Annotated in this window: 16 protein-coding genes; 7 read left to right on the top strand and 9 right to left on the bottom strand. The window is 41.3% G+C overall.

Annotation, left to right across the window (positions count from 1 at the left end; genetic code table 11):
* Positions 1 to 83: 83 nt before the first annotated feature.
* From I8748_RS02285 to I8748_RS02270, 4 genes are all read right to left on the bottom strand, one after another.
* Positions 84 to 1,007, bottom strand: a complete 924-nt coding sequence (locus I8748_RS02285; protein ID WP_198123047.1) for a hypothetical protein — start codon at positions 1,005 to 1,007, stop codon at positions 84 to 86.
* A 280-nt stretch (positions 1,008 to 1,287) separates the two neighbouring features.
* Positions 1,288 to 2,232: a translation elongation factor Ts gene (tsf, locus tag I8748_RS02280; protein WP_198123046.1), complete on the bottom strand. Its 945-nt coding sequence runs from the start codon at positions 2,230 to 2,232 to the stop codon at positions 1,288 to 1,290.
* 262 nt (positions 2,233 to 2,494) lie between these two features.
* Entirely contained in the window at positions 2,495 to 3,289 is a 795-nt protein-coding gene (gene rpsB, locus I8748_RS02275) for a 30S ribosomal protein S2 (RefSeq protein WP_198123045.1), read from the bottom strand.
* A 242-nt stretch (positions 3,290 to 3,531) separates the two neighbouring features.
* Positions 3,532 to 4,497: a glycosyltransferase family 2 protein gene (locus tag I8748_RS02270; RefSeq protein WP_198123197.1), complete on the bottom strand. Its 966-nt coding sequence runs from the start codon at positions 4,495 to 4,497 to the stop codon at positions 3,532 to 3,534.
* 978 nt (positions 4,498 to 5,475) lie between these two features.
* Here I8748_RS02270 and I8748_RS02265 point away from each other — a divergent pair.
* Positions 5,476 to 6,354: a hypothetical protein gene (locus I8748_RS02265; protein WP_198123044.1), complete on the top strand. Its 879-nt coding sequence runs from the start codon at positions 5,476 to 5,478 to the stop codon at positions 6,352 to 6,354.
* A 489-nt stretch (positions 6,355 to 6,843) separates the two neighbouring features.
* On the opposite strand, the gene I8748_RS02260 is transcribed toward I8748_RS02265, so the two are convergent.
* The gene (locus I8748_RS02260; protein ID WP_198123043.1) at positions 6,844 to 8,733 is read right to left on the bottom strand and encodes an aspartate kinase; all 1,890 of its coding nucleotides are present in this window, start codon (positions 8,731 to 8,733) and stop codon (positions 6,844 to 6,846) included.
* Between the two features lie 420 nt (positions 8,734 to 9,153).
* On the opposite strand from I8748_RS02260, the gene I8748_RS02255 reads away from it, so the two are divergent.
* The 4 genes from I8748_RS02255 to I8748_RS02240 all read left to right on the top strand — a co-directional run bounded on the left by I8748_RS02255 (position 9,154) and on the right by I8748_RS02240 (position 13,566).
* Positions 9,154 to 9,324, top strand: coding sequence for a hypothetical protein (locus tag I8748_RS02255; protein ID WP_198123201.1), 171 nt, complete (start codon positions 9,154 to 9,156; stop codon positions 9,322 to 9,324).
* Positions 9,325 to 9,543: 219 nt separating this feature from the next.
* The gene (locus I8748_RS02250) at positions 9,544 to 10,230 is read left to right on the top strand and encodes a PspA/IM30 family protein (RefSeq protein ID WP_198123042.1); all 687 of its coding nucleotides are present in this window, start codon (positions 9,544 to 9,546) and stop codon (positions 10,228 to 10,230) included.
* A 34-nt stretch (positions 10,231 to 10,264) separates the two neighbouring features.
* The gene (locus I8748_RS02245; RefSeq protein WP_198123041.1) at positions 10,265 to 11,152 is read left to right on the top strand and encodes a phosphate ABC transporter substrate-binding protein; all 888 of its coding nucleotides are present in this window, start codon (positions 10,265 to 10,267) and stop codon (positions 11,150 to 11,152) included.
* Positions 11,153 to 11,451: 299 nt separating this feature from the next.
* Positions 11,452 to 13,566, top strand: a complete 2,115-nt coding sequence (locus I8748_RS02240; protein WP_198123040.1) for a DUF4082 domain-containing protein — start codon at positions 11,452 to 11,454, stop codon at positions 13,564 to 13,566.
* A gap of 111 nt (positions 13,567 to 13,677) precedes the next feature.
* Here the strand turns inward: I8748_RS02240 and I8748_RS02235 are convergent, their stop codons facing one another.
* Complete coding sequence (locus I8748_RS02235) at positions 13,678 to 14,064, bottom strand: tautomerase family protein (RefSeq protein WP_198123039.1); 387 nt, start codon at positions 14,062 to 14,064, stop codon at positions 13,678 to 13,680.
* Positions 14,065 to 14,431: 367 nt separating this feature from the next.
* On the opposite strand from I8748_RS02235, the gene psbA reads away from it, so the two are divergent.
* Positions 14,432 to 15,514, top strand: coding sequence for a photosystem II q(b) protein (gene psbA, locus I8748_RS02230; RefSeq protein ID WP_198123038.1), 1,083 nt, complete (start codon positions 14,432 to 14,434; stop codon positions 15,512 to 15,514).
* Between the two features lie 225 nt (positions 15,515 to 15,739).
* On the top strand, positions 15,740 to 17,113 hold the full coding sequence (locus I8748_RS02225) for a DUF2252 domain-containing protein (RefSeq protein WP_198123037.1): 1,374 nt from the start codon (positions 15,740 to 15,742) through the stop codon (positions 17,111 to 17,113).
* Positions 17,114 to 17,849: 736 nt separating this feature from the next.
* Here I8748_RS02225 and I8748_RS02220 read toward each other — a convergent pair.
* From I8748_RS02220 to I8748_RS02210, 3 genes are all read right to left on the bottom strand, one after another.
* Entirely contained in the window at positions 17,850 to 18,122 is a 273-nt protein-coding gene (locus I8748_RS02220; protein ID WP_198123036.1) for a GlsB/YeaQ/YmgE family stress response membrane protein, read from the bottom strand.
* Positions 18,123 to 19,358: 1,236 nt separating this feature from the next.
* Positions 19,359 to 19,658 carry a ferredoxin gene (locus tag I8748_RS02215; protein ID WP_198123035.1) on the bottom strand — a complete coding sequence of 100 codons (300 nt, stop codon included), beginning with the start codon at positions 19,656 to 19,658 and terminating at the stop codon, positions 19,359 to 19,361.
* Positions 19,659 to 20,604: 946 nt separating this feature from the next.
* Positions 20,605 to 20,904, bottom strand: a complete 300-nt coding sequence (locus I8748_RS02210; protein WP_198123034.1) for a ferredoxin — start codon at positions 20,902 to 20,904, stop codon at positions 20,605 to 20,607.
* Between the last annotated feature and the right edge of the window lie 29 nt (positions 20,905 to 20,933).

Below are 20,933 nucleotides of genomic sequence, written 5' to 3'. Positions count from 1 at the left end.
GGTCAGTAGAGTTAAAAGTTAGGAGTCAGGAGTTAGGAGTTATAAGTTTTGAATTAATAACTCATAATTCATAACTCATAACTTTATTCATACCAACTAGCACGCCATACAGCTTCCGCTTCCGCAACTGCGCGTTCCCGTTGCTTTTTTTGATACTCTCGTCCTAGCTTGTTTAGTTTAGCTAAGATACTACGAATTTGCTTGCGACCAGATGAAAGTGCCGCATCGGCAAATTCTATTTCTCCCAGTCGCAGATTAATAGTCATAATCTGTGTCAGTCCACTGTTTTCTGCATCCTGCTCGTTTTCAATTTCAATTACCAAGTTTAAAAGGTTAGGTGGCCCTGGCATCACCTCGGCAGATGCTTCTGATGCAGCCGCAGCAGCTTCTAAAATTGGTTCTGGTAATTTTTTCGGTAAAATACCAGCTTTTTGTAATACAACATTAGCCTCATGGGAGACTTTTTTTAGCGTCTGTTGTGTGAGATATTCCAGGCTTTGTTGCCATTTTGCCAATTCTATGGGGTTAGATGGGTCAGGAGAAGTCAGGTAGGGTAGAGGTATGGTGTAAATTCCTGGAGTGCGGCTTTCTGTAGGTTTGGGGAGATTGGGTAAATTTGATTCTAAACTCTCTTCTTCCAAGCTGCTTATTTGCTGCTCAGGAAGTTGCTCTTCTACTTGCTCTACTTTCTCTACCTCTTTTACTTCCTCTGCTTCCTTTACTTGCTCAGTTTTAATATAAGTGAGCAATTGCTCAGCTGCCTGTTGACCCAATTTGCGGATAGTTTGTTGCAATTGTTGCCGTTGATTCAATGACAAACTCAAAAAGTTTTCAGGATACCCTTGAGTACATAGGTGGTAAGTGGCCAGAATCAACTGCTTTTGTAAAGCTTGCCCGGCATGAGTTAGATAACTAGCATAAGCGCTATGGAGTTCTGTGGCGATCGCGCCTATCGCTTCTTGCAGTGCTGCAATATCCCGCTCAATTTGCTCAATTGCTCTTGCCATATCTTTTCTTGATTGACCACCTGAACCTAGTTATGGTACAAATGTACGTATTTATTCTAAAATAATCATCGTCAGAATTTGAGATTTTAAACTTTATATTAATAACTCAAGACCATTCATCACCAAGCATCTCCTGAAAATAAATAAAATACAGGTCAGTTTAAACTATACTGACCTGTTTTTAAAAGGGGCTTCAGTCTTTTGTCATCAGTCTTTTGTCAGTAGTTAGTAGTCAGTTGTTGTTTGCTATTGACCATTGACTAATGACTCATGACTAAATTTATTTGCTACCCATTTGTGCGGCAACTTCGTCAGCAAAGTTACTTTCTTGCTTTTCAATGCCTTCACCCAGCACATAGCGAATAAAGCGCCGCACTTGGATGTCTTCACCGACTTTACCCTTGACTTGTTTTACCAAGTCTTCTACGGAAATGCTTTGATCGCGAATGTAAGGCTGATCCAGCAAGGTCAATTCTTTCAAACGTTTTTCAATTCGCCCTTGAACTATCTTTTCTTTGATGTTCTGTGGCTTGTTCCCCAAATCATCCCGGCCCATTTCAATGTCTTTTTCTTTTTGGACAACTTCGTCAGGGATTTGGTCTACGCTGACATATTCGACATTGGGACAAGCTGCAACTTGCATGGCGGCATTTCGAGCCAAGTTTTGAAACTCTTCATTAGCAGCCGCAGACTCGGTTTGAGAGTTTGCCTCGACTAACACACCAACTCGACCGCCAGTGTGAATGTAGCTGTCTACTACACCTGGTGTGCCTTCTGCTAGGGCAAAATTCACAAAGCGACGTAGCTGGATATTTTCACCCAAATTGACGATGCTTTGTTTGATGAACTCTTCTACGGTCAAGCTTTCATCTTCAATGTAGGGTTGAGCTAACAAAGACTCAACACTATCAGCAGTCGCCGCTTGTTTAGCGAGATTCTTAACTAAAGCTTTAAATGCTTCGTTACGGGCAACAAAATCGGTTTGGCAGTTAACTTCTATGAGTACACCTACTCTACCATCGGGCTGAATGTAGGTGTCTACTAGACCTTCTGCCGCAATGCGATCGCTTTTTTTACCCGCTGAAACCAAGTTCTTTTTGCGTAGCCAGTCTATGGCTTGTTCGATGTCGCCATCAGTTTCTTTCAGCGCTTTTTTGCAGTCCAGTATGCCCGCACCAGTTTTTTGGCGTAGGTCTTGGACGAGTTTTGCAGATATTTCCGCCATGTTGCCTTAATTCCTAACTTGACCTCGAGTTGTAATTACTCACGGGTGTTGAGTATTTCTATCTTACTCAGAAGGATGATATGTGAAGTATGAAGTAAGAAGGATGAAATTTCAGCCTTCAGTCTTCAAAAGCTCAAGCACATCTCGGTTGCATAATTACTCCTAAAGGTCGATGACAGATGACTGATAACTGTCATCTGTCATCAGTTGTCAGCCATCAAAATTATGCAATCTTGACGTGTAACAGCTTACTTCATCAACCTTATTCTTCGTCTTCGTCGTCGGGAATCAGCGAGTCGCTATAATCGCTTTCATCGTAGTCGTAATCTTCCTCAGCACCCTCGTAATCTTCGTAATCTTCTTCCACATCCAGTTGACCGTGGCGACCTTCGTAAATAGCGTCCGCCAACTTGCCTACTATCAGCTTGATCGACCTAATGGCGTCGTCATTGGCTGGTATGGGAATATCTACTACATCTGGGTCACAGTTTGTATCCAGCATGGACACAATGGGAATTCCCAGTTTTTGACATTCTTGAACTGCGTTGTACTCCCGCCGTTGGTCTACAATCACTACGACATCGGGTACTTTCCGCATTGTTTTAATGCCACCAAGGTATTTCTGAAGCTTCGCCATTTCCCGACGCAGCATGGAAGCTTCTTTTTTCGGCAATAAATCGAGAGCGCCACTTTCTTCACGGCGTTCTAAATCTTTGAGGCGGTCTGCTCTGGTTTTGATAGTAGCCCAGTTGGTGAGCATTCCACCCAACCAACGCTGGTTGATGTAGTGAGAACCACAACGAGCTGCTTCTTGAGCGATAATCCCGGCTGCTTGGCGCTTTGTACCGACGAAGAGGAATTTCTTCCCTTGCTCCGCTTGGGTTCTCATGTAGGTATAAGCATCTTCCATCAATTGGGCAGTCTGCACCAAGTCGATGATATGTACACCATTGCGAGCAGTGTAAATGTAAGGAGACATTTTTGGGTTCCAACGGCGGGTTTGATGCCCAAAATGAACCCCTGACTCCATCATTTGAGCCAATGAAACGACTGGCATATATTTTTTAACTCCTATTCGGGTTAAACCTCCACCCAGGTGTATTTCCCAAAGCAGGAAACACCCGAATTCCTGGATGTGCGGAATTTAGTCAACTTTTCTAGGATAGCACATTCATCCTTGGTAATGGGGAGTAGTGACTAGGGAGTAGTGAGTGGTGAGAAAATTCCCCATTCCCCATTCCCCATTGCCCCTTATCCCCAGAGGGGGCCCCGAGTTCCCCATTCCCTATTCCCCATTCCCTATTCCCCTTGTAATTGAGCGTAGGCCTCATATACACCTTTGACGTTGTACCAATTGAGGAAAATTCTGGCAATTTCTAAAGCTAACTGTGGTCTACCTGAATTAATTAGCCATTGCAACAATGGCGCCATTGTCTTTTCGTTAAGTGTGCCATTGAGTGAGAGAATTCCCCAAAGTAAGCGATGTAGCCAAGTCATTTGAATCATCATCCGCACTTCCCATCTAGGATGCTTTTGATAAAACAAAACTCCCATGCGTCCGCGTTGAATTTCTTTTTCTATCAAGCTGGGGATTTGCTCTAATCTAAATGCTGGATGCCAGTGATATCCTACTGCGGCTGGGCATTTAATCAGTTTTAAACCTAGCTTTTTGAGCCTGACGCCTAATTCTAAATCTTCCCAGCCGTAGAGTTGAAAGCTAGTGTCAAACAGTCCAGCTTTTTCTAACCAATGTTTGGGTATTGCTACATTTCCTGTGGCGAAAAAAGCTGCGGAAAAATCTGTCAGCTTATAGGGTTCTTCTGTGGGATTATCGAAATTACAAGTATTAATAACTGCACCATAGGTAAAAAAGCGATCGCTACCCAATTGCTCTTTTCCTTGCAAGAGCGCATCTGCATGAGCTTGCAAGAAATTTTTCAGCACTACTAAATCGCTATCAATAAAAATAATGATGTCTCCTATTGCCTGGTTGACACCCAAATTACGCGCCGCAGATGGGCCAGCATGATCTTGCTGAAAAGCTAGCACATGCGGAAACTCATCTTTGTGTGCTGCTAACCACTCCAATGTGCCATCAGTAGAACCATCGTCTACCAAGACAATCTCATAACCAGTAATTACACTAGATGCACTTAATTCCTGCACTTCCAAGGCTCGGAGGCACTTCTCTAAAATTGGCTGGCGATTATAAGTCGGTATCACAACGCTGAAAAACACAGTCTCACCCACAACAGTATTACTTATCTCCAGGATAGGACAGGCGGGCGCTAGACACTGTTCCTCATAGAATCATTGCTGAATAAGTGTTTTCAATATGTTCAACTGTTTCAGCTATAGATACTACCTAATTACTTGTAGTCAAACTGACTCTATTTTTGGCTAATTTGAAGAGTAAGTTGTGCGATCGCGCTACTCATTTGCCATTCATACTTCAATGGAAAGTTAAACTGTTGCAAAAACAAGCAAATTATGCATTAGGTATAGTTGATTTTTTAAGTTAGAAATAGAGTTGATCTGTTCATGCTGATTACTAAGATTTATTTATTGCAATTATGCACACATTAAATATACATTTTATAGGTTGAGTAAGCAATATTTTTATGTAAAAACACTTAAAAAAATTAATTAATTATACCTTGAATAATTGATTTTTACTTTTCCTACTTTTCCTACTTTTCCTAACTTTTACAAATCATTATTAAAAAGGTAATCAATACTGTAGGATTTACGCGTTTAAAAAACATGACATAGATGTATAATTAACAGCACTGTTTTCAATAATGTTAGTAATCATGCTAAAAATAGCAGTCAATTGACAAAAATTATTTTGTCAATTGACTTTCGGAATTTTTGATACCAGACAGAAAACTCATCTCAGGCTTATTCCCTGATATTTGCTAAAGGCTGTTTGTAGTGGAATTTCCTCAGCCAGGAAATAGTACAGATAAATAGTACAATTGAATTTTTGGATTTAGAGTTCTTTGTTTGCTTCCAAATCAGCAAATTATTCTGGATTTGGTTGTTTTACTCAACTATTTTTTATAAACTTTTTGTTTCGTTTGCAAATTAGCATCGTAGAATTGTTAAATTTTGGGCAACTGTATTGATAATATGTAGTTACTTGACGTTATTTCAGTAATCCTACTCATGATACTTAAGTAACAGATGCGGTAAAAGAATTGTAATCTCATTTACTAAAAACTTCAAACCCAAAATAGTAGATTGAAAATCAACTTATTCAGACGAGATAGAGACGATGCGAATACGGCGAAGCGTCAATTGCTCCTGGCACTCCGTCGGCGTGATCGAGTTGCTATTAATACTCTAATTATACACTGGCAAAAAATTCTGGGGGGAGAAAAGTTAACAGATGTGATAGTTAAAGAGGTTATGTCTGAATGCGATTCTGATAGCTACCGTTGGTTTTTTGAAACTTTTTTTGGGGAATTAAAGTATCAAGAAATACAGGAGCAATCACAAAATAATGTCTTTCGCATTCTAGTAAATTCTGGTTTAGAACCAGGTAAAGATTTCAGCTTTGGCATAGATGGCAACATGATTATCAGTGATCGCGCCAAGGAAACTTTACTTAACCAACTGCCGCTGAAAAATCAGAAATTGTTGGAAGCACAGTTACAATCTCTTCCGGTAAAAGATCCAATTATCGCCATCGAAAAACAGTTAGGATGTGCATTTTTCACCAATTTAACCAAGATTGCATCCCAAAAAGTACAGTTACTGAGTAATTCTCAAGCAGCCGCTTATCTGGGAGTACTGCTGGCTGGTTTGGTAAAGCGTCATCCTGCACTTCAAGATGTAGACTTTCCTACACGATTTATTTTTAATGTTCTCCAAGGTTTGCCACAAGAACGAGCAATGGCAATTATGAATGATGAACAGACAGATCCTAAGTTCGATGAAAGTATCATCTACCAGGATTTAATAGCATCACTGGCAGAACACAAATCCCATAGCTTTGCTGAAGGAAAAAATCTAATCAATCCAGACCATCTCACAAAACTGGATTTAGTTTGGTGTGGTGAGCGTCGGATTTCAGAAATAGTAGCGATGATTGAAGACTGGCATCAAAATAACAGATAGGGAGATGGGGGGATTGGAGATGGGAAGATGAGGAGATGGGGAGATGGGGAGATGGGGAGAAAAATCAATTTCAAATTCGCTCATAGTACTTGCGTAAGAAATAAGCGAAACCCTGATTTTCATGTAGGGGCAATTTATGAATTGCCTAAAGTAGGGTGTAGGTTTGCGTAAGTCTTAACTAATAGGACTTACGCACTTTTGTTTTTTGAAAGTTATAGCAGTCGAAGCATAGTTGAGGACAGTGCTGATTGCTACTAGCCTTGAAATAACTTGCTTTCTACTCAGCAACGCGCTTGTGCTACCCTGCGGGTTCCGCTTTAGCGGTACAAGTCGGCAGAGCGCGATAGCGCACTGGCTCCACGATAGCGGGTTCGCCGTTAGGCGTTCTCGTACCTCTACGCTTAAGCAAGCTAGCAAGAGCGTCTTTGAAGGAGAAGAGTAGCCGCACCAAGCGTTTACAGCACTCAGCACTCAGCACTTTGCTAGAAACTACGCTGGAACTACAAATTTCTCGCTACCAGCAAGCCCAAAGGCAGTATGAATGACTTGCAAAGCCTTAACACCTTGCTCTTGTCCAACAACACAGCTGATTTTAATTTCTGAGGTAGCAATCATTTGGATATTGATTTGGTGTTGAGCTAGCGCTTCAAACATTTTTGCGGCAACACCTGGTTGTCCTACCATACCTGCACCAACAATACTTACTTTAGCGATCGCACAGTCTAATACAACTTCACCCCATCCTAACTCTGCTGCCACTTGGGTGAGGATTTTTTGTGTATTTTCCCCATCGATTCGGCTAACGGTAAAGGCAATATCCCGTCTGGGAACATTATCAATTACCCGACAGCGCTGAGATTGGATAATCATATCAACGCTGATGTTGTGTTGTGCCAATAGTCCAAACAGCTGCGCCGCCATCCCCGGCCGATCTGGTACTTGGCGGATAGCAAGACGTGCTTGGTTCATATCTAGGGCAACGCCGCGGACTAGGGGAGATGAGGGAGATGAGGGGGATGAGGGGGATGAGGGGGATAAAAGAATTAATTTTTCTCCCCCTGCTTCCCCTGCTCCCCTGCTCCTCTGCTCCCCTGTGCCCCTGCTCCCCTGCTCCCCTGCTTCAATCTCAAAGGCAGTGCGAAGTGCTGCCACAGCGCGATCGCAGTCTACTGCATCTACTACGCAACTGACTTTGACTTCGCTGGTGGAAATCATCTCGATGTTCACTTTTGCTTCTGCTAGGGTGGCAAACATCTTGGCTGCAACGCCAGGACGCCCAATCATGCCTGCACCAACAATGCTGACTTTGGCAATATTTCGTTCTACCATCACCTCCGCTTCTTCAGATTTGGGGTTGGATTGACTTCTCAGTGCTGGGGCGATCGCTGCTGCCACTGCTTCTGCTCGCTTTAATATTGGTGTTGTCACGGTAAAGGCAATGTCATTACTATTACCTTCATGAATTGACTGAATAATTAAATCTACGTCTACATTTTGCCGGGAAATTTCGCCAAATAACTTGGCTGCAACACCTGGTTTATCTGGTACACGTAATAAAGCGACCTTCGCTTGGTCTGTGTCAAATTCTACATGGTCTACTGGACGGGCAATTTCTAAATTAATCAGCGATCGCTCTTGGACTTTGGCTGATGTCACCCAGGTACCTGGGTCATCTGTCCAGCTAGACCTGACTACTAGGGGTACACCATAGTTACGAGCAATTTCCACAGCACGGGGATGCAGTACTTTCGCCCCCAAGCTTGCTAGTTCCAGCATTTCATCGCAGGTAATTGCATCCATTAACTGGGCTTCAGGAACTAGACGGGGGTCTGTAGTTAAAATCCCTGGCACATCTGTATAAATTTCACAAAAATTTGCTTTTAAAGCTGCTGCCAAAGCTACTGCTGAGGTATCGGAACCACCACGACCCAAAGTAGTAATTTCCATTTCTCCAACGCTGGAGATGCCTTGAAAACCCGCAACTACAACTACTTTACCATCCTTGATATGGCGACTGAGGCGATTGGTTTTAATATCTAAAATTCGAGCGCGGGTGTGTTCTGCTTCGGTAACAATTCCAACTTGAGCGCCAGTCATAGAAATTGCTGGTTGTCCGAGTTCTTGTAATGCCATGCTGAGTAAAGCAATGGTGACTTGTTCACCAGTGGAAAGCAGCATATCCATTTCTCGGCGGTTAGGATTTGGAGAAATTTCCGTAGCGAGTTTGACGAGTCCATCGGTGGTTTTGCCCATTGCTGAAACCACTACAACAAGTGAGTTTCCAGCTTGAACAGTTTTATAAACACGCTGTGCGACAGCTTGAATGCGTTCGACTGAACCGACAGATGTACCACCGAATTTCTGAACTATGAGCGCCATAACTTTTATTTAATCAATGTGCTTGCTTTTATCAACACCCGCGCCGGATTAGGAAACTGTAAAAGGGACTGGGGATTAAGGATTAGGGATTGGGTTAGTAAAAATTATAGGATTTGCTTTGAACCTTCCCAAATTTTAGAATGTTTTCCCAGTCCCCAGTACCTAGTGCCCAGTCCCAAAGCGGTGTACCTAGAGCCAGAGTCCCTTCGGTATAGTGGGGGAATCCTCGCCGCGACCAGTTAAAAGTATTAATAGATATTTAGTTTACTAATTTATCAGAATCAGTTGACACAAAAATTCTGAAATTTACCTTTCAACAGTGTTTTTTTGCGTACTGTATCTCAACGAAATAGCAAGATTGAGAGTTAGCCTACTATAGGCTGAGTCAGTTGAGGATATTTTGCTAATTATACTCACGCCATGAGAAAGCGATCGCTGCTCAGTCTACATTTTAAATCGAGCGATCGCCTTGACAACACCAGTATTCAAGGTGTGAGTTCAAATAACGTTGAACATCAGCGTTCTATGGGACTAGTTAAGGCAGTGCGTCAACGACATCGACGCAACACCCCAAGGTCGCTTGACATCTGAGCATCTGCTTTCACTTGACACCAATGGTGGGGACACCCATCCCACTATTGAGGAAAGTTTATTTTTTGGAAATCCCTCACTCATTTCATAAACATAGAAAAACTGGATGTAATTCTAATAAGAGCAGTAAACATAAAAAAGCTGTATCTGAGCAAAACCTTATTATCACTGGTTTTCTCAATTTTGAATTTTGAATTTTGAATTGCCCAGGTGTGCTGTATGAAAAAATTTGTGTACTGGTTAATGGGTGAAAGAGCAGGACGAACTATAGTTGGCACTTGGAATTGGCTATGGGGAATGCCTGTGGAATCTGGTGGCAAAGTGGCTGTGGCTGTAGCTGAAGAATCGTTGCAATCAATGCAGGAATCGGTGCAAAAACTGGCTCAAGCTGTAGCTATGCAAGAGGCTTCTTATCAAACAGCCAAAAGTAAATATCAAACAAAAGTCAAAGAATTACAAACTTTAGAACAGCAAGCCAGTATTGCCCAGCGCAGTGGTAATCAAGAAGCAGCACGGATGGCGATGACTAAAGTAATTCAGACAGAGCAGATTTTGCCGAAACTGGAGGAGATGGTCAAGCAAGCTGAAACAGCTGTTAATGCTTCCAAAGACAAGCTTAACCGGGAACGGATGAAACTAGAAACCTACAAAGCTGACATGCAGAATATGAAAGATATGTCAGAAGTGAATGAAGCATTAGTGATGATTGCTAAAGTCAATAATGAATTTGATATTGGTTCAGCTAAAAGTGACTTTGAAAAGGCTAAAAATGCAGTTGAACGGCGGAATTCACAAAGCAACGCTTTAGCAGAAATGTCTGAAAATCCAGTTGAGAAAATCCAAGCTGACATAGAACTCTTAACTATAGATGATGAAATTTCTCGCCGTTTGCAAATGTTGGATTAAACTAACAAATAATTAACAGAATAAATAAACAGATATGAAAACAAAAAACAGCCCACCTCCAATTGTTTTTATTATTTTATTTCTAATTGTGTTTGGTGGTGGTTATTGGTTCTTTTTTAAGCGCCAACCAGCATCTACAGTCACAACTACTTCTACTAATACAACCTCTGTAAATCCGGCTTTCCCACTTCCAAATTCAGTGCCTAGCGGTACTACCGTAAAGATAGACGGTTCTACTAGCATGGTGACAATTAACCAAAATCTCAAAAGAGGTTTTGAGAAGCAGTTTCCTGGTACTAATGTTGTGGCTACTGCTAACGGTTCTCAAAATGGGATTGCGGATCTGATTGCTGGTAGAGTGGATATTGCAGCAGTATCTCGACCTTTAACTGCACAAGAACAAAGTCAGGGATTAGTAGCAGTTGCTTTAACTACGGATGCGATCGCTATTGTGGTTGGTAAAGCAAATCCTTTCAATCAAGGATTAACTAGCGCTCAAGTAGCAGATATTTTTCAAGGTAAAATTAACAACTGGTCAGCAGTCGGTGGTAACAGTGGAACTATCCGAGTCATTAATCGACCAGCTGTCAGTGGTACCCATCAAGCATTCCAAGAAATCGTGCTGAAAGGGACTAATTTTGGCACAGCATCAAACTTTACAACACTATCACGGGATGCCACAACTCCCCTACTCCAAGCTTTAGGAACTGATGGTATAGGCTATGCTACCTTTGCACAGGTTGCCAATCAGCAAACAGTGCGAGTTGTTGCCATTGATGGGTTAAATCCAGACGCCAGTGGTTATCCCTACCAACGACAACTTTATTATGTCTATAAAAACCCTGCAAATCCTAGTGTTCAAGCGTTCTTAGGTTATGCAACTTCGCCTCAAGGGCAGCAAGCTATGATTTTGGAGAATTAATTGATTTAGAGATAGAAGATTGTAGGGGCGTACAGCTGTACACCCCTACTCGTGTATTTAATTCAATAAGATTATATTTATACTTTTCAAAATTCAACTTTGCTCTTTCACCCATTGTCTAAATTCTCTGAGTGTTGGACTTATACCTAAAGTTCGGCTGTTCAATAAAACGGGGAATTACTTCAACAATTGGTAAGTAGCTATATCTTCACGTTTAAAGGTGGTTGAACCAAAAGAAATCCGGAAAATCACAAATCCAAAATGTAGATTTGATTGTAATCTACAATGGTAATTGATTTATGCCATCAGAACCCGCTTTTATTGATTATATCTTAGGTATTGCTACTAAAAATCTTCGTTTATTTGATAATAAAGACCCTAGAATTGATGGAAGCATTGCAGGGGAAGATTTACCTTATGATGCTGGTTTCAAATTTAAAACTTCTGTTCAGGGTGTTATCAAGGCTATTAGAGCTTGGATTCCTGCTACTGATGATATAAACCAAAGCCACAAAGCACGATTATGGGATGTAGAAACTCAGCAATTATTAGCTGAAGCAGAATTTACAAACATTGTGGGAGACTCTTGGAATGAAGTAACTCTCAGTACACCTATCACAATTGAGCCAAACAAAATTTATCTTGTCTCTACAGAGATTTTAAAAAGACTCCCAAGAACAGGTTTTTTCTTCAACAATCCTTACACCAAAGATGCAATTACTGTATTAGGTGCAAGCGAGTCGGTGAACAGTGTTTTTGCATACTACGCCCCTGGTTACAATGATCGAGCCACACAATACCCGGCTTTTCCTAGTTTTAGTTTTCAAAACAGTTACTACTATCAAGATATAGTCTTTGATGCGAGTGCTGAAACTCAAACTATTCGCGTCAGAGAACACGTAACAACTCACCCAATCTTCTTAGAAAACTTAAAACAAGGTACACAGGGATGGGACAATATTAATTATGCTCAAAATTTAGAGATAGCTGCTTTTCTTTCTTCTGAATCAATCAATAAAGGAGAATTTATTGATGTCAAAGCAAGTTTAGCAGTTGCAGGAAATATCAAAATTGAGGTATTTAGATTAGGTTACTACAATGGGGTAGGAGCTAGACTACTTTATTTAGTTGATGATATTCCTGCAATTCCCCAAAGTACAGAAATAGTTAACCCTGCAACTAAATTAGTTAGATTTAACTGGTTGACAACCTACACATTACAAACAGATGCAACTTGGGTCACTGGTTGTTACTTGGTCAAACTCACAGACAAAAGTACTGGTAAGCAATGTTTATCCTTCTTTGTGCTGCGTGATGATAACTTAGAGTCTGATATTCTTTATAAATTTGCATTTAGCACCCATTATGCATATAATAGTTTTGGCTATAATTCTTATAATCGATATTCTGCCTACTCAGGTGGAGAGCGATCGCTTCAAATTTCTCTAGACCGCCCTTGGGAAGGAAACACATACAATTCTGGTACGCCTAATAGTAACCCACTCAGGTGGGAATACCAAACAATTAGATGGTTAGAGAAAAATGCCTATCGTGTTTCTTACTGCTCTGGACAGGATATAGATAAAAATGGCTCAGGATATGTGAAAAATTATTCTGCCTTTATGATTAGTGGCCATGATGAGTACTGGAGTTTTAAAGAGTATAAAGCCATTAAAGAAGCAATAGAATCAGGTGTGAGTGTTGTTTCACTATCTGCAAACACTTGCTATTGGAATATCAAATGGAGTAGTGATTATAGAACTGCTGTTATCCACAAACGCAATGAATATTTAGCTGGCGGCGTAGTCAGCAATTATCAACTAGATACATTAAATGTGCCACCTACCTATAGATTCCGTGATCCAGAAGTATTTGGTAAAACAATTGATGGATGTACAATCACAGCGGAGCTAGGATTATTAGGTGTTGGGTACATAGGTGATACTAATGCTCTTTACGGTGGCTATTCGCTACAAATTAAAAAAGATGATCCGGTATTGAGAGGAACAGGCTTAAAACCAGGGGATCAGATTCCTTTATTAGTTGGTTATGAATGGGATCATATTGATCCAGATCCCAGCGCACAGCCACAGACAAAAACAGGCACACCCAGCTTTGTAGATTCAATTATCTTTGAGTCAACAATAACAGATCCAATACCTGACTCGTCTAACGTTTCACAGTCTTTTATTGGAGATTTAGCTTTGAGTGCAGTACAGACAGCACAGGGGGTTTACTTTACTGCCCCTAGTGGAGCTAAAGTATTCTCTGCGGGTTCATTACAAACTTCTTGGGGCTTGGATTCTTGGAAGGTTTTTCCGAGTAGAGAATCAAAACCTTACCAACGAATTATTTACAATATGCTAGAAGATATAGGAGTTTGGTCAGGTTTTGAGCCACCACAATCTTCTTGAGTAATTAGCAGTCAAGGAAGAGATGCTGTTTTGAACAGGGGGTCAGGGAAAGAACAGACAAGGGAATAAGGCCGCATTTATCACAAGTCCCGCGATCGCAACGCAAATAGATTACACCTCGATTTTATAATTGAGTTGATGCTCATCTCCAGGCAGCCCTCGAAAACCCCAATTGTGCTTCGGAGTTTCAAAAATCGTCATTTCTAAATCTTGTGGTGAAATTCCCAGTGGCTGTAACCGCTCAAACAGTAAACGAATCAACTGCTTTTTCGCCTCAATACTGCGTCCCTCGATCATACTAAATTCAATAATGGTGTAACGCTCGGTGCGCCCTTCTGGATAGAAAAAATCATCTCTTTCGAGGAGAAAGAATCGGTGTGCGCGTTTCTCAGGTGGATACTGAAGTGCATCTACTACACAAGAATGAATGACATCGGAGAGTTTCGGCCTAATCGGGTTAAGATGCTCTCTCAATCCGTAAATTTTGGTCTGTACCATATCCGTATGTATTGCTTCAATCGCCTAGCAGTCAAAACTTAATCTAACGTGAATCAGCCGTTAACAGAGCGCACATATCCCCGCCAGGAGATAATTCTTGCCAATTTCCAATTTCCACAATATCCAATAGCCGAAACCCCTGGTTTCACGTAGCGGTAATACCCTGCGGGAAGCCGCTTTGCGTCTACATGAATTGCCGCTACTGTAATTTTGCCTCAGTCTGATTTTTAATAAGCAAAGCTAATAACAGCAATTACCATAACAAAACTTACAACACTTGATTAACTTTTGTAAAGCAGTGTAAATTACTATCACAGGCAAAAACAAAAGCGCCTGATACATACAACACAAACGCACTTATAAAACCATGACAGCAACCTTACAGCAGCGCTCTAGCGCCAACGTATGGGAGCAGTTCTGCAACTGGATCACCAGCACCAACAACCGCCTATACATCGGTTGGTTCGGCGTACTAATGATCCCCACCCTGCTAGCTGCAACCACCTGCTTCATCATCGCCTTCATCGCCGCACCCCCCGTAGACATCGACGGTATCCGCGAACCAGTAGCAGGTTCCCTACTGTATGGAAACAACATCATCTCCGGAGCAGTAGTACCAAGTTCTAACGCAATTGGTTTACACTTCTACCCGATTTGGGAAGCAGCTTCTTTGGATGAATGGCTGTACAACGGTGGCCCTTACCAACTGGTAATCTTCCACTTCTTGACCGGCGTATTCTGCTACCTGGGTCGTGAATGGGAATTGTCCTACCGCTTAGGAATGCGTCCTTGGATTTGCCTAGCATTCTCCGCACCCGTAGCAGCAGCAACCGCAGTATTCTTGATTTACCCAATTGGACAAGGCTCCTTCTCTGATGGTATGCCCTTGGGTATCTCTGGAACCTTCAACTTCATGATCGTCTTCCAAGCAGAACACAACATCCTCATGCACCCCTTCCACATGTTAGGTGTGGCTGGTGTATTCGGTGGAAGCTTATTCTCTGCAATGCACGGTTCTCTAGTAACTTCTTCCTTAGTTCGTGAAACCACCGAAAACGAATCCCAAAACTACGGATACAAATTCGGTCAAGAAGAAGAAACCTACAACATCGTAGCTGCTCACGGTTACTTCGGTCGTCTAATCTTCCAATACGCTTCCTTCAACAACAGCCGTAGCTTGCACTTCTTCCTAGCAGCTTGGCCTGTAATCGGAATCTGGTTCACCGCGTTGGGTGTCAGCACAATGGCGTTCAACTTGAACGGTTTCAACTTCAACCAGTCTGTGATTGATTCTCAAGGTCGCGTCATCAACACCTGGGCTGATATCATCAACCGCGCTAACTTGGGTATGGAAGTAATGCACGAGCGCAATGCTCACAACTTCCCTCTGGACTTGGCTGCTGGTGATGTTGCTCCTGTTGCTATCAGCGCTCCTGCTATCAACGGTTAATTCTTCTAGCCACGTCAAGTAAAGCAAAAAGCGCTCTCCCATTCGGGGGGGCGCTTTTTAGTGTTAGTGGTCAGCCAAAAGATTGCTGGCTATAAATAGTTGTTGCATTGTGCTTTAGATGACTTTCTAAACTATCGCTCAAGGTGTTAAAAGAGTTGTTGTTGGATAATTGTCCTAAACAAGAGTTCGGCAATAGCTAATTTTTTTACCCCTTAATAAATTTTCATGCTGAAATACATATCTGCGATCGCAGCTGTCTTTATGTTCACTTTGGGGTTTACATCTACAACTCAAGCTGCAACTTCCCGTTCAAGTTGGGTGGTGAATGAAATTTACCAATACAACCATCCATTTGCATCACAGTTACCTCAAGAACTGGCGACGAAAATGCGAAAAATGACAGTTAGTCCTTTTGCCTTTTATCGGGGGACGGCTCACATATTTTATCGTGATATGCAAACTTTACCAGGATCAGCATTTGTCAATTCTGCCACATCAGCCATCTGGTTAGAGGGGGATATGCACATGCAAAATCTTGGAGGTATGAGAGATAGCAATGACAACAACGTTTTTGATACCACTGACTTTGATGAAGGCTATCTTGGGCCCTACGTTTGGGACTTGCGACGTATGGCAGTTTCTATTCTGTTAGCGGCTAAAGAGAATGGTTTGAGTTCTAGTGATGCTCAAGATATTGTTCGCAATTTCTTGGATACTTACCTCAACAAGATGAGTGATTTTAAGGGAACTAACGATGAACTATCTTACCGTCTCGAATCTGGCAATACAAACGGTGTGGTCAAGGATTTGATTCAAAAAGCATCAAATAACAGCCGTTCTGACTTGCTAGATAAGAACACTATCTTAGATAACAATGGTAATCGAGTTTTCCAGACAACTTCTGTACTTGAGCCTGTATCTAGTAGCACATATTCAGACATTAGTAATGCTATGAGCAGCTACATCGCCTCAATTCCCAGTAGTAAACGCTATAGCAATAGTTACTATACCTTGAAAGATATCCGTCTCAAATTAGGTTCTGGTACTGGTAGTCTTGGTAAGTATCGCTATTACTTGCTGATTGAAGGCCCAAGTTCAGCAACCAGCGATGATAGAATTTTAGAGATGAAACAAGAAGGCAGTAGCGCAGTTGCGATCGCAGTTCCAGGTTTGCTACCAACTTCAGTCTATGGAAACCATGAAGGAGAGAGGGTAACAGTTGCCACTAAAGCAATGCTCTCTAATACTGATCCCTTGGTTGGCTACACTACGGTCAATGGCATCCCATTTATGGTGCATGAAAAATCCCCTTATCAGGTAGACTTTGACTATACCTTGCTCACCACCAAATCAAAGTTCATGGATGCGATGGGGTATGCAGGTAAGGTTGTTGCTAAGAACCATGCAATCTCCGATAAAGACTACGATGCTGCAATTATTCCTGACAGCGTTGACAAAGAAGTAACTGATATTGTCAGCGGTAATAAGAGTGAATTCAAAGATGAGATTGTTAACTTTGCGTTAGACTATGCAGCTCAAGTTGAGTACGACTACGCTAGTTTTGTAAATGCCTATAATCAAGGGGTGACGCTCTACTAGGGGTAATTCGTAATTCGTACTGTATGCAGGATAAGGGCGTAAAATAACAATAAGAATGCCAAGAGTAGGTCGAGTATAAACTAATATAATTTAGTTTACAAAATTTATCTGTTGGGGTAGACGCGATATCATAACTAGTGCCATTGATAAGAAGATTCGCAATTTTGAATAGCCAAACTACTTTAGTTCAACTAGTGAACTAAAGTAGTTTGAATATTACAGTAAATTACTGTAACTATCAACCAGAACTTTACTGCCATGGGACCGCTCTGTATTAAGACTTTCACCTTAACCTCTGCAGTAACTAATGTGGAGGAAGCGACAAAAACTCCACAACATTTCTGGTCAATATGTTTACTGTTCGTGTATCTGCCGTCGCTCTCCTTCGACACACGACAATGGGTCACAGCGGAATAACACCCAGCCAGTAATTTTTTGTTACGAGTTCATCATAGCAATTTCGTCACTTCAAGTTAGTCTTTCTCAGGTAATAACTGCATTCAAACTGAGGAAATAACGATGTTATTTGCTAGTATATATCAAAGGTCTAATTGCATTTTTAGATTGTGTGAATATTTGAAGATGCATACACTGTGAGAGGCTATTGACTGAATTTAAAAAATAATAGCGCTTGTACAACTAGAGACAAGCGCTATTATTAAAATTGAATTCAGGGATGGAAAAGTTTAAAATTAATACCCCGAAATTTAGCATTAATTGGTCAGTTTTAAATTTATTAGACAGCACTACGACGAGTTAACAAGTTCCACAAGAAAACTGCGACAAGCGCACCAATAACGGCTACTAAGATACCAGGAATACTTAGAGTAGGAGCTGCTAGTGTCAAATTTCCTGTACTGAAGAAAACTCCCAAACTACCACCAATGAAAGCACCGATAATTCCTAGAATGATTGTTCCTAGAACGCCACCACCTTGATGACCAGGGTAAATAGCCTTGGCAATAGCACCAGCAATTAGACCTAAAACAATCCAAGCAAGAATGTTCATTTTGAGTTAATTTTGGTAATAGATTCTTGTGAACATTTATACAGTAACAATTCAACTTTTGGATTTTAATCTATCAACAGAAATAATTATTGTATCCTGAAGGAATACTTTAATAACTGCTACATTACAACAGTTTGCAAGTAAATGAAGTACACAACGCAAAATTCATTCATCAGATGGAAAGCTTCTAACTCCTGCCTGCCCTTCGGCTTGGTGTAGTTCCCCATCTGGCAACAAGTCCTTACGGGTACTCTTCGAGAACCCCTACCATAAGAAAGTGGGAACCCTCTCCCAAGGGAGAGGGAACGACTTCGTTGAACGGGGAACGGCAGTGGCTCCCTATGAGCAACTGCCGTCCGGCTATGCCGACACCCAAAGCACGTGGCGTGAGGCCCCAAGACCGCACTGCCGACGCTCCTACGTCGCTACCGCTACGCTAACACCAAGACGGGGACTGCTAAACCTCCTGCCTCCTGCCTCAAAGCCTGTAATTTTTGTACCTCATGCCAATGAAAAATGCTGTATTTCATCTACATCTGCTGGATACGAATAAATTACGCCTGAAGTGAATTCAAAAAAATCTTGTTAAGTAAGGGTTTTGAAAATAATCCCAAATCATCCTTTAGGAACTATCAAAAAATTACAAGAGTTTCAATAGTTAATTCACATTAAACCTAATTGATAAAAAAAAGCTCCTAGCCGGTCTAAGACTAGGAGCCTATCAATTCATTGCTTGGTAATTGTAGTATAAGCATTTTTCATTATTTCCATCCTCTACTTGAAGAATTAAACTCATGTTTCAACTAAACTTGTGCTGAAACAAATAAGATGAGAAAAATAAAAACACGTATAAATCTTCAAGCACCCGCCAAGAGGCGTGGGGAAGGAAATTGTCAATTGCGAATGGGAAAAAGCGAATTGGTTTGACAATAAAATAGGAACACGCTAATTCTCGTGTTCCTGCTTAGTGTTATATTTTAGACGTTGCTGATTGATGAGATGAATTGAGATTTTTGATTAGGACTAAAACTCTTGCAAGAGGTTTGTCGTTGAGATGCCAAGCTCTTGTATCATGTCCGGTTAAACAGAAGTCAATTGCGTTGGCGGAACGCCTTCTTGCAGGGTACGAAGTGAAGCAATCCCAAAGTCTTTGTGATTGCTACCCTTCGGGAACGCTCTTCGAGCGAACGTTCCACTCGCTGCGGACATATCGCAAGTGATTAGGCGGACATGATATTAGTAGAGGTCTTCTTCCTTGTGAGTTGCGATTTTCACATTAGAGGTTGGGTAAGCAACACAGGTTAGTACATAACCTGCTTCAATCTGATCGTCGTCTAAAAATGACTGGTCAGACTGGTCAACAGTACCCGAAATTAATTTACCAGCACAAGTTGAGCAAGCACCAGCACGGCAAGAGTAAGGTAGATCAAGACCTTGGTCTTCGGCAATGTCTAAAATATATTCATCTTCAGGAACATCAATTGTAGTTTCGGTTCCTTCTTGATCGACTAGTGTGACTTTATAAATGGTAGCCATTCAGTGATCCTCTCTTTTGTCAACGGCAGTATAAGTTATGCTAAAGCAAAGCAAACGGCTGGTTTGATATCAACCGTCGGTTTAAATTCACTTCAATTCTGATACTACGAGAAAAACTTAAGGATGTAACTGCAAATCAGCCCCGATTAGTAATGAAATTTAGTTAGTTGTAAAAGATAAGATTTTTTAATATAAATCAATGCCAAATAATGCTGTGGTAAAAAAATGATACTTTGAGAAGGCTAAGTCCAGTTTTCCAGAAATCACATCAGTAGTACTGAGTTACCAAAGTGCAGATGCCTAGGGCAAGCCCTAATATCGTGTCAGGTTAAAGACTTATCATTAAGGCTGCTAGGGAGCAGGGAATCTTGGGCCCCCGCTTCCTTCGGTCGTGGGAATTAGGGGAAAGGATAATTAGGCAGACTTGATATTACCTGCGCGCCAAAAATGCTTGAGAGCGAAAACATTCATCCGATCTTTGCGTAGCAGGGAGTAGAGATGTTGCGACCACAGCGTCTGTACGGGAGTAGTGCAAAACGAAAAAATATAGTCTTTTAAGCTTTGTTCTCACCCTGATTGTAGTTAGATTATGTTAGCAAGTAAAAATGTTGATACTTGACAAACAACCTCTGAACAAAGATATCAAGTTATAGACATATACCAATAAAGCAGGAACACGCAAAACTTAGCGTTCCTGCTTGACGTTAGATTTTAGGCTTGTTACGAAATTAGTTTGAAAAAGCACATACACACAGGGAAGTTCAAAAAATCAATTTTCAAGCTTGATGTTGCTAATTGCTGACTGTCCACAGTCAGCAATAAACAATTAAAAGGAGTATTTTTTGATTTGTCAGTCCCGAAACCGAGGTTTTTCTATGATGTGCTATTTTCGTGTTAACGACATTAGCAACTCTTGCAAGAGGTTTATCGTTGAGATGCCTAACCCTTAGTAGAGGTCTTCTTCCTTGTGAGTTGCGATTTTCACATCAGAGGTTGGGTAAGCAACACAGGTTAGTACATAACCTGCTTCAATCTGATCGTCGTCTAAAAATGACTGGTCAGACTGGTCAACAGTACCCGAAATTAATTTACCAGCACAAGTTGAGCAAGCACCAGCACGGCAAGAGTAAGGTAGATCAAGACCTTGGTCTTCGGCAATGTCTAAAATATATTCATCTTCAGGAACATCAATTGTAGTTTCGGTTCCTTCTTGATCGACTAGTGTGACTTTATAAATGGTAGCCATTCAGTGATCCTCTCTTTTGTCAACGGCAG

It is taken from the genome of Amazonocrinis nigriterrae CENA67, assembly GCF_016056305.1.
GTDB lineage: Bacteria > Cyanobacteriota > Cyanobacteriia > Cyanobacteriales > Nostocaceae > Amazonocrinis > Amazonocrinis nigriterrae.
Note: the sequence above shows the minus strand (reverse complement) of the source record. Positions and strands in the feature narration are given on the sequence as shown.

What these genes read in the sequence shown, in the direction of transcription:
- I8748_RS02245 (WP_198123041.1), top strand. Translation starts at nt 10,265, where the DNA reads ATGAAAACAAAAAACAGCCCACCTCCAATTGTTTTTATTATTTTATTT.
- psbA (WP_198123038.1), top strand. Translation starts at nt 14,432, where the DNA reads ATGACAGCAACCTTACAGCAGCGCTCTAGCGCCAACGTATGGGAGCAG.
- I8748_RS02225 (WP_198123037.1), top strand. Translation starts at nt 15,740, where the DNA reads ATGCTGAAATACATATCTGCGATCGCAGCTGTCTTTATGTTCACTTTG.
- I8748_RS02285 (WP_198123047.1), bottom strand. Translation starts at nt 1,007, where the DNA reads ATGGCAAGAGCAATTGAGCAAATTGAGCGGGATATTGCAGCACTGCAA.
- tsf (WP_198123046.1), bottom strand. Translation starts at nt 2,232, where the DNA reads ATGGCGGAAATATCTGCAAAACTCGTCCAAGACCTACGCCAAAAAACT.
- I8748_RS02250 (WP_198123042.1), top strand. Translation starts at nt 9,544, where the DNA reads ATGAAAAAATTTGTGTACTGGTTAATGGGTGAAAGAGCAGGACGAACT.
- rpsB (WP_198123045.1), bottom strand. Translation starts at nt 3,289, where the DNA reads ATGCCAGTCGTTTCATTGGCTCAAATGATGGAGTCAGGGGTTCATTTT.
- I8748_RS02210 (WP_198123034.1), bottom strand. Translation starts at nt 20,904, where the DNA reads ATGGCTACCATTTATAAAGTCACACTAGTCGATCAAGAAGGAACCGAA.
- I8748_RS02215 (WP_198123035.1), bottom strand. Translation starts at nt 19,658, where the DNA reads ATGGCTACCATTTATAAAGTCACACTAGTCGATCAAGAAGGAACCGAA.
- I8748_RS02235 (WP_198123039.1), bottom strand. Translation starts at nt 14,064, where the DNA reads ATGGTACAGACCAAAATTTACGGATTGAGAGAGCATCTTAACCCGATT.
- I8748_RS02255 (WP_198123201.1), top strand. Translation starts at nt 9,154, where the DNA reads ATGAGAAAGCGATCGCTGCTCAGTCTACATTTTAAATCGAGCGATCGC.
- I8748_RS02260 (WP_198123043.1), bottom strand. Translation starts at nt 8,733, where the DNA reads ATGGCGCTCATAGTTCAGAAATTCGGTGGTACATCTGTCGGTTCAGTC.
- I8748_RS02220 (WP_198123036.1), bottom strand. Translation starts at nt 18,122, where the DNA reads ATGAACATTCTTGCTTGGATTGTTTTAGGTCTAATTGCTGGTGCTATT.
- I8748_RS02240 (WP_198123040.1), top strand. Translation starts at nt 11,452, where the DNA reads ATGCCATCAGAACCCGCTTTTATTGATTATATCTTAGGTATTGCTACT.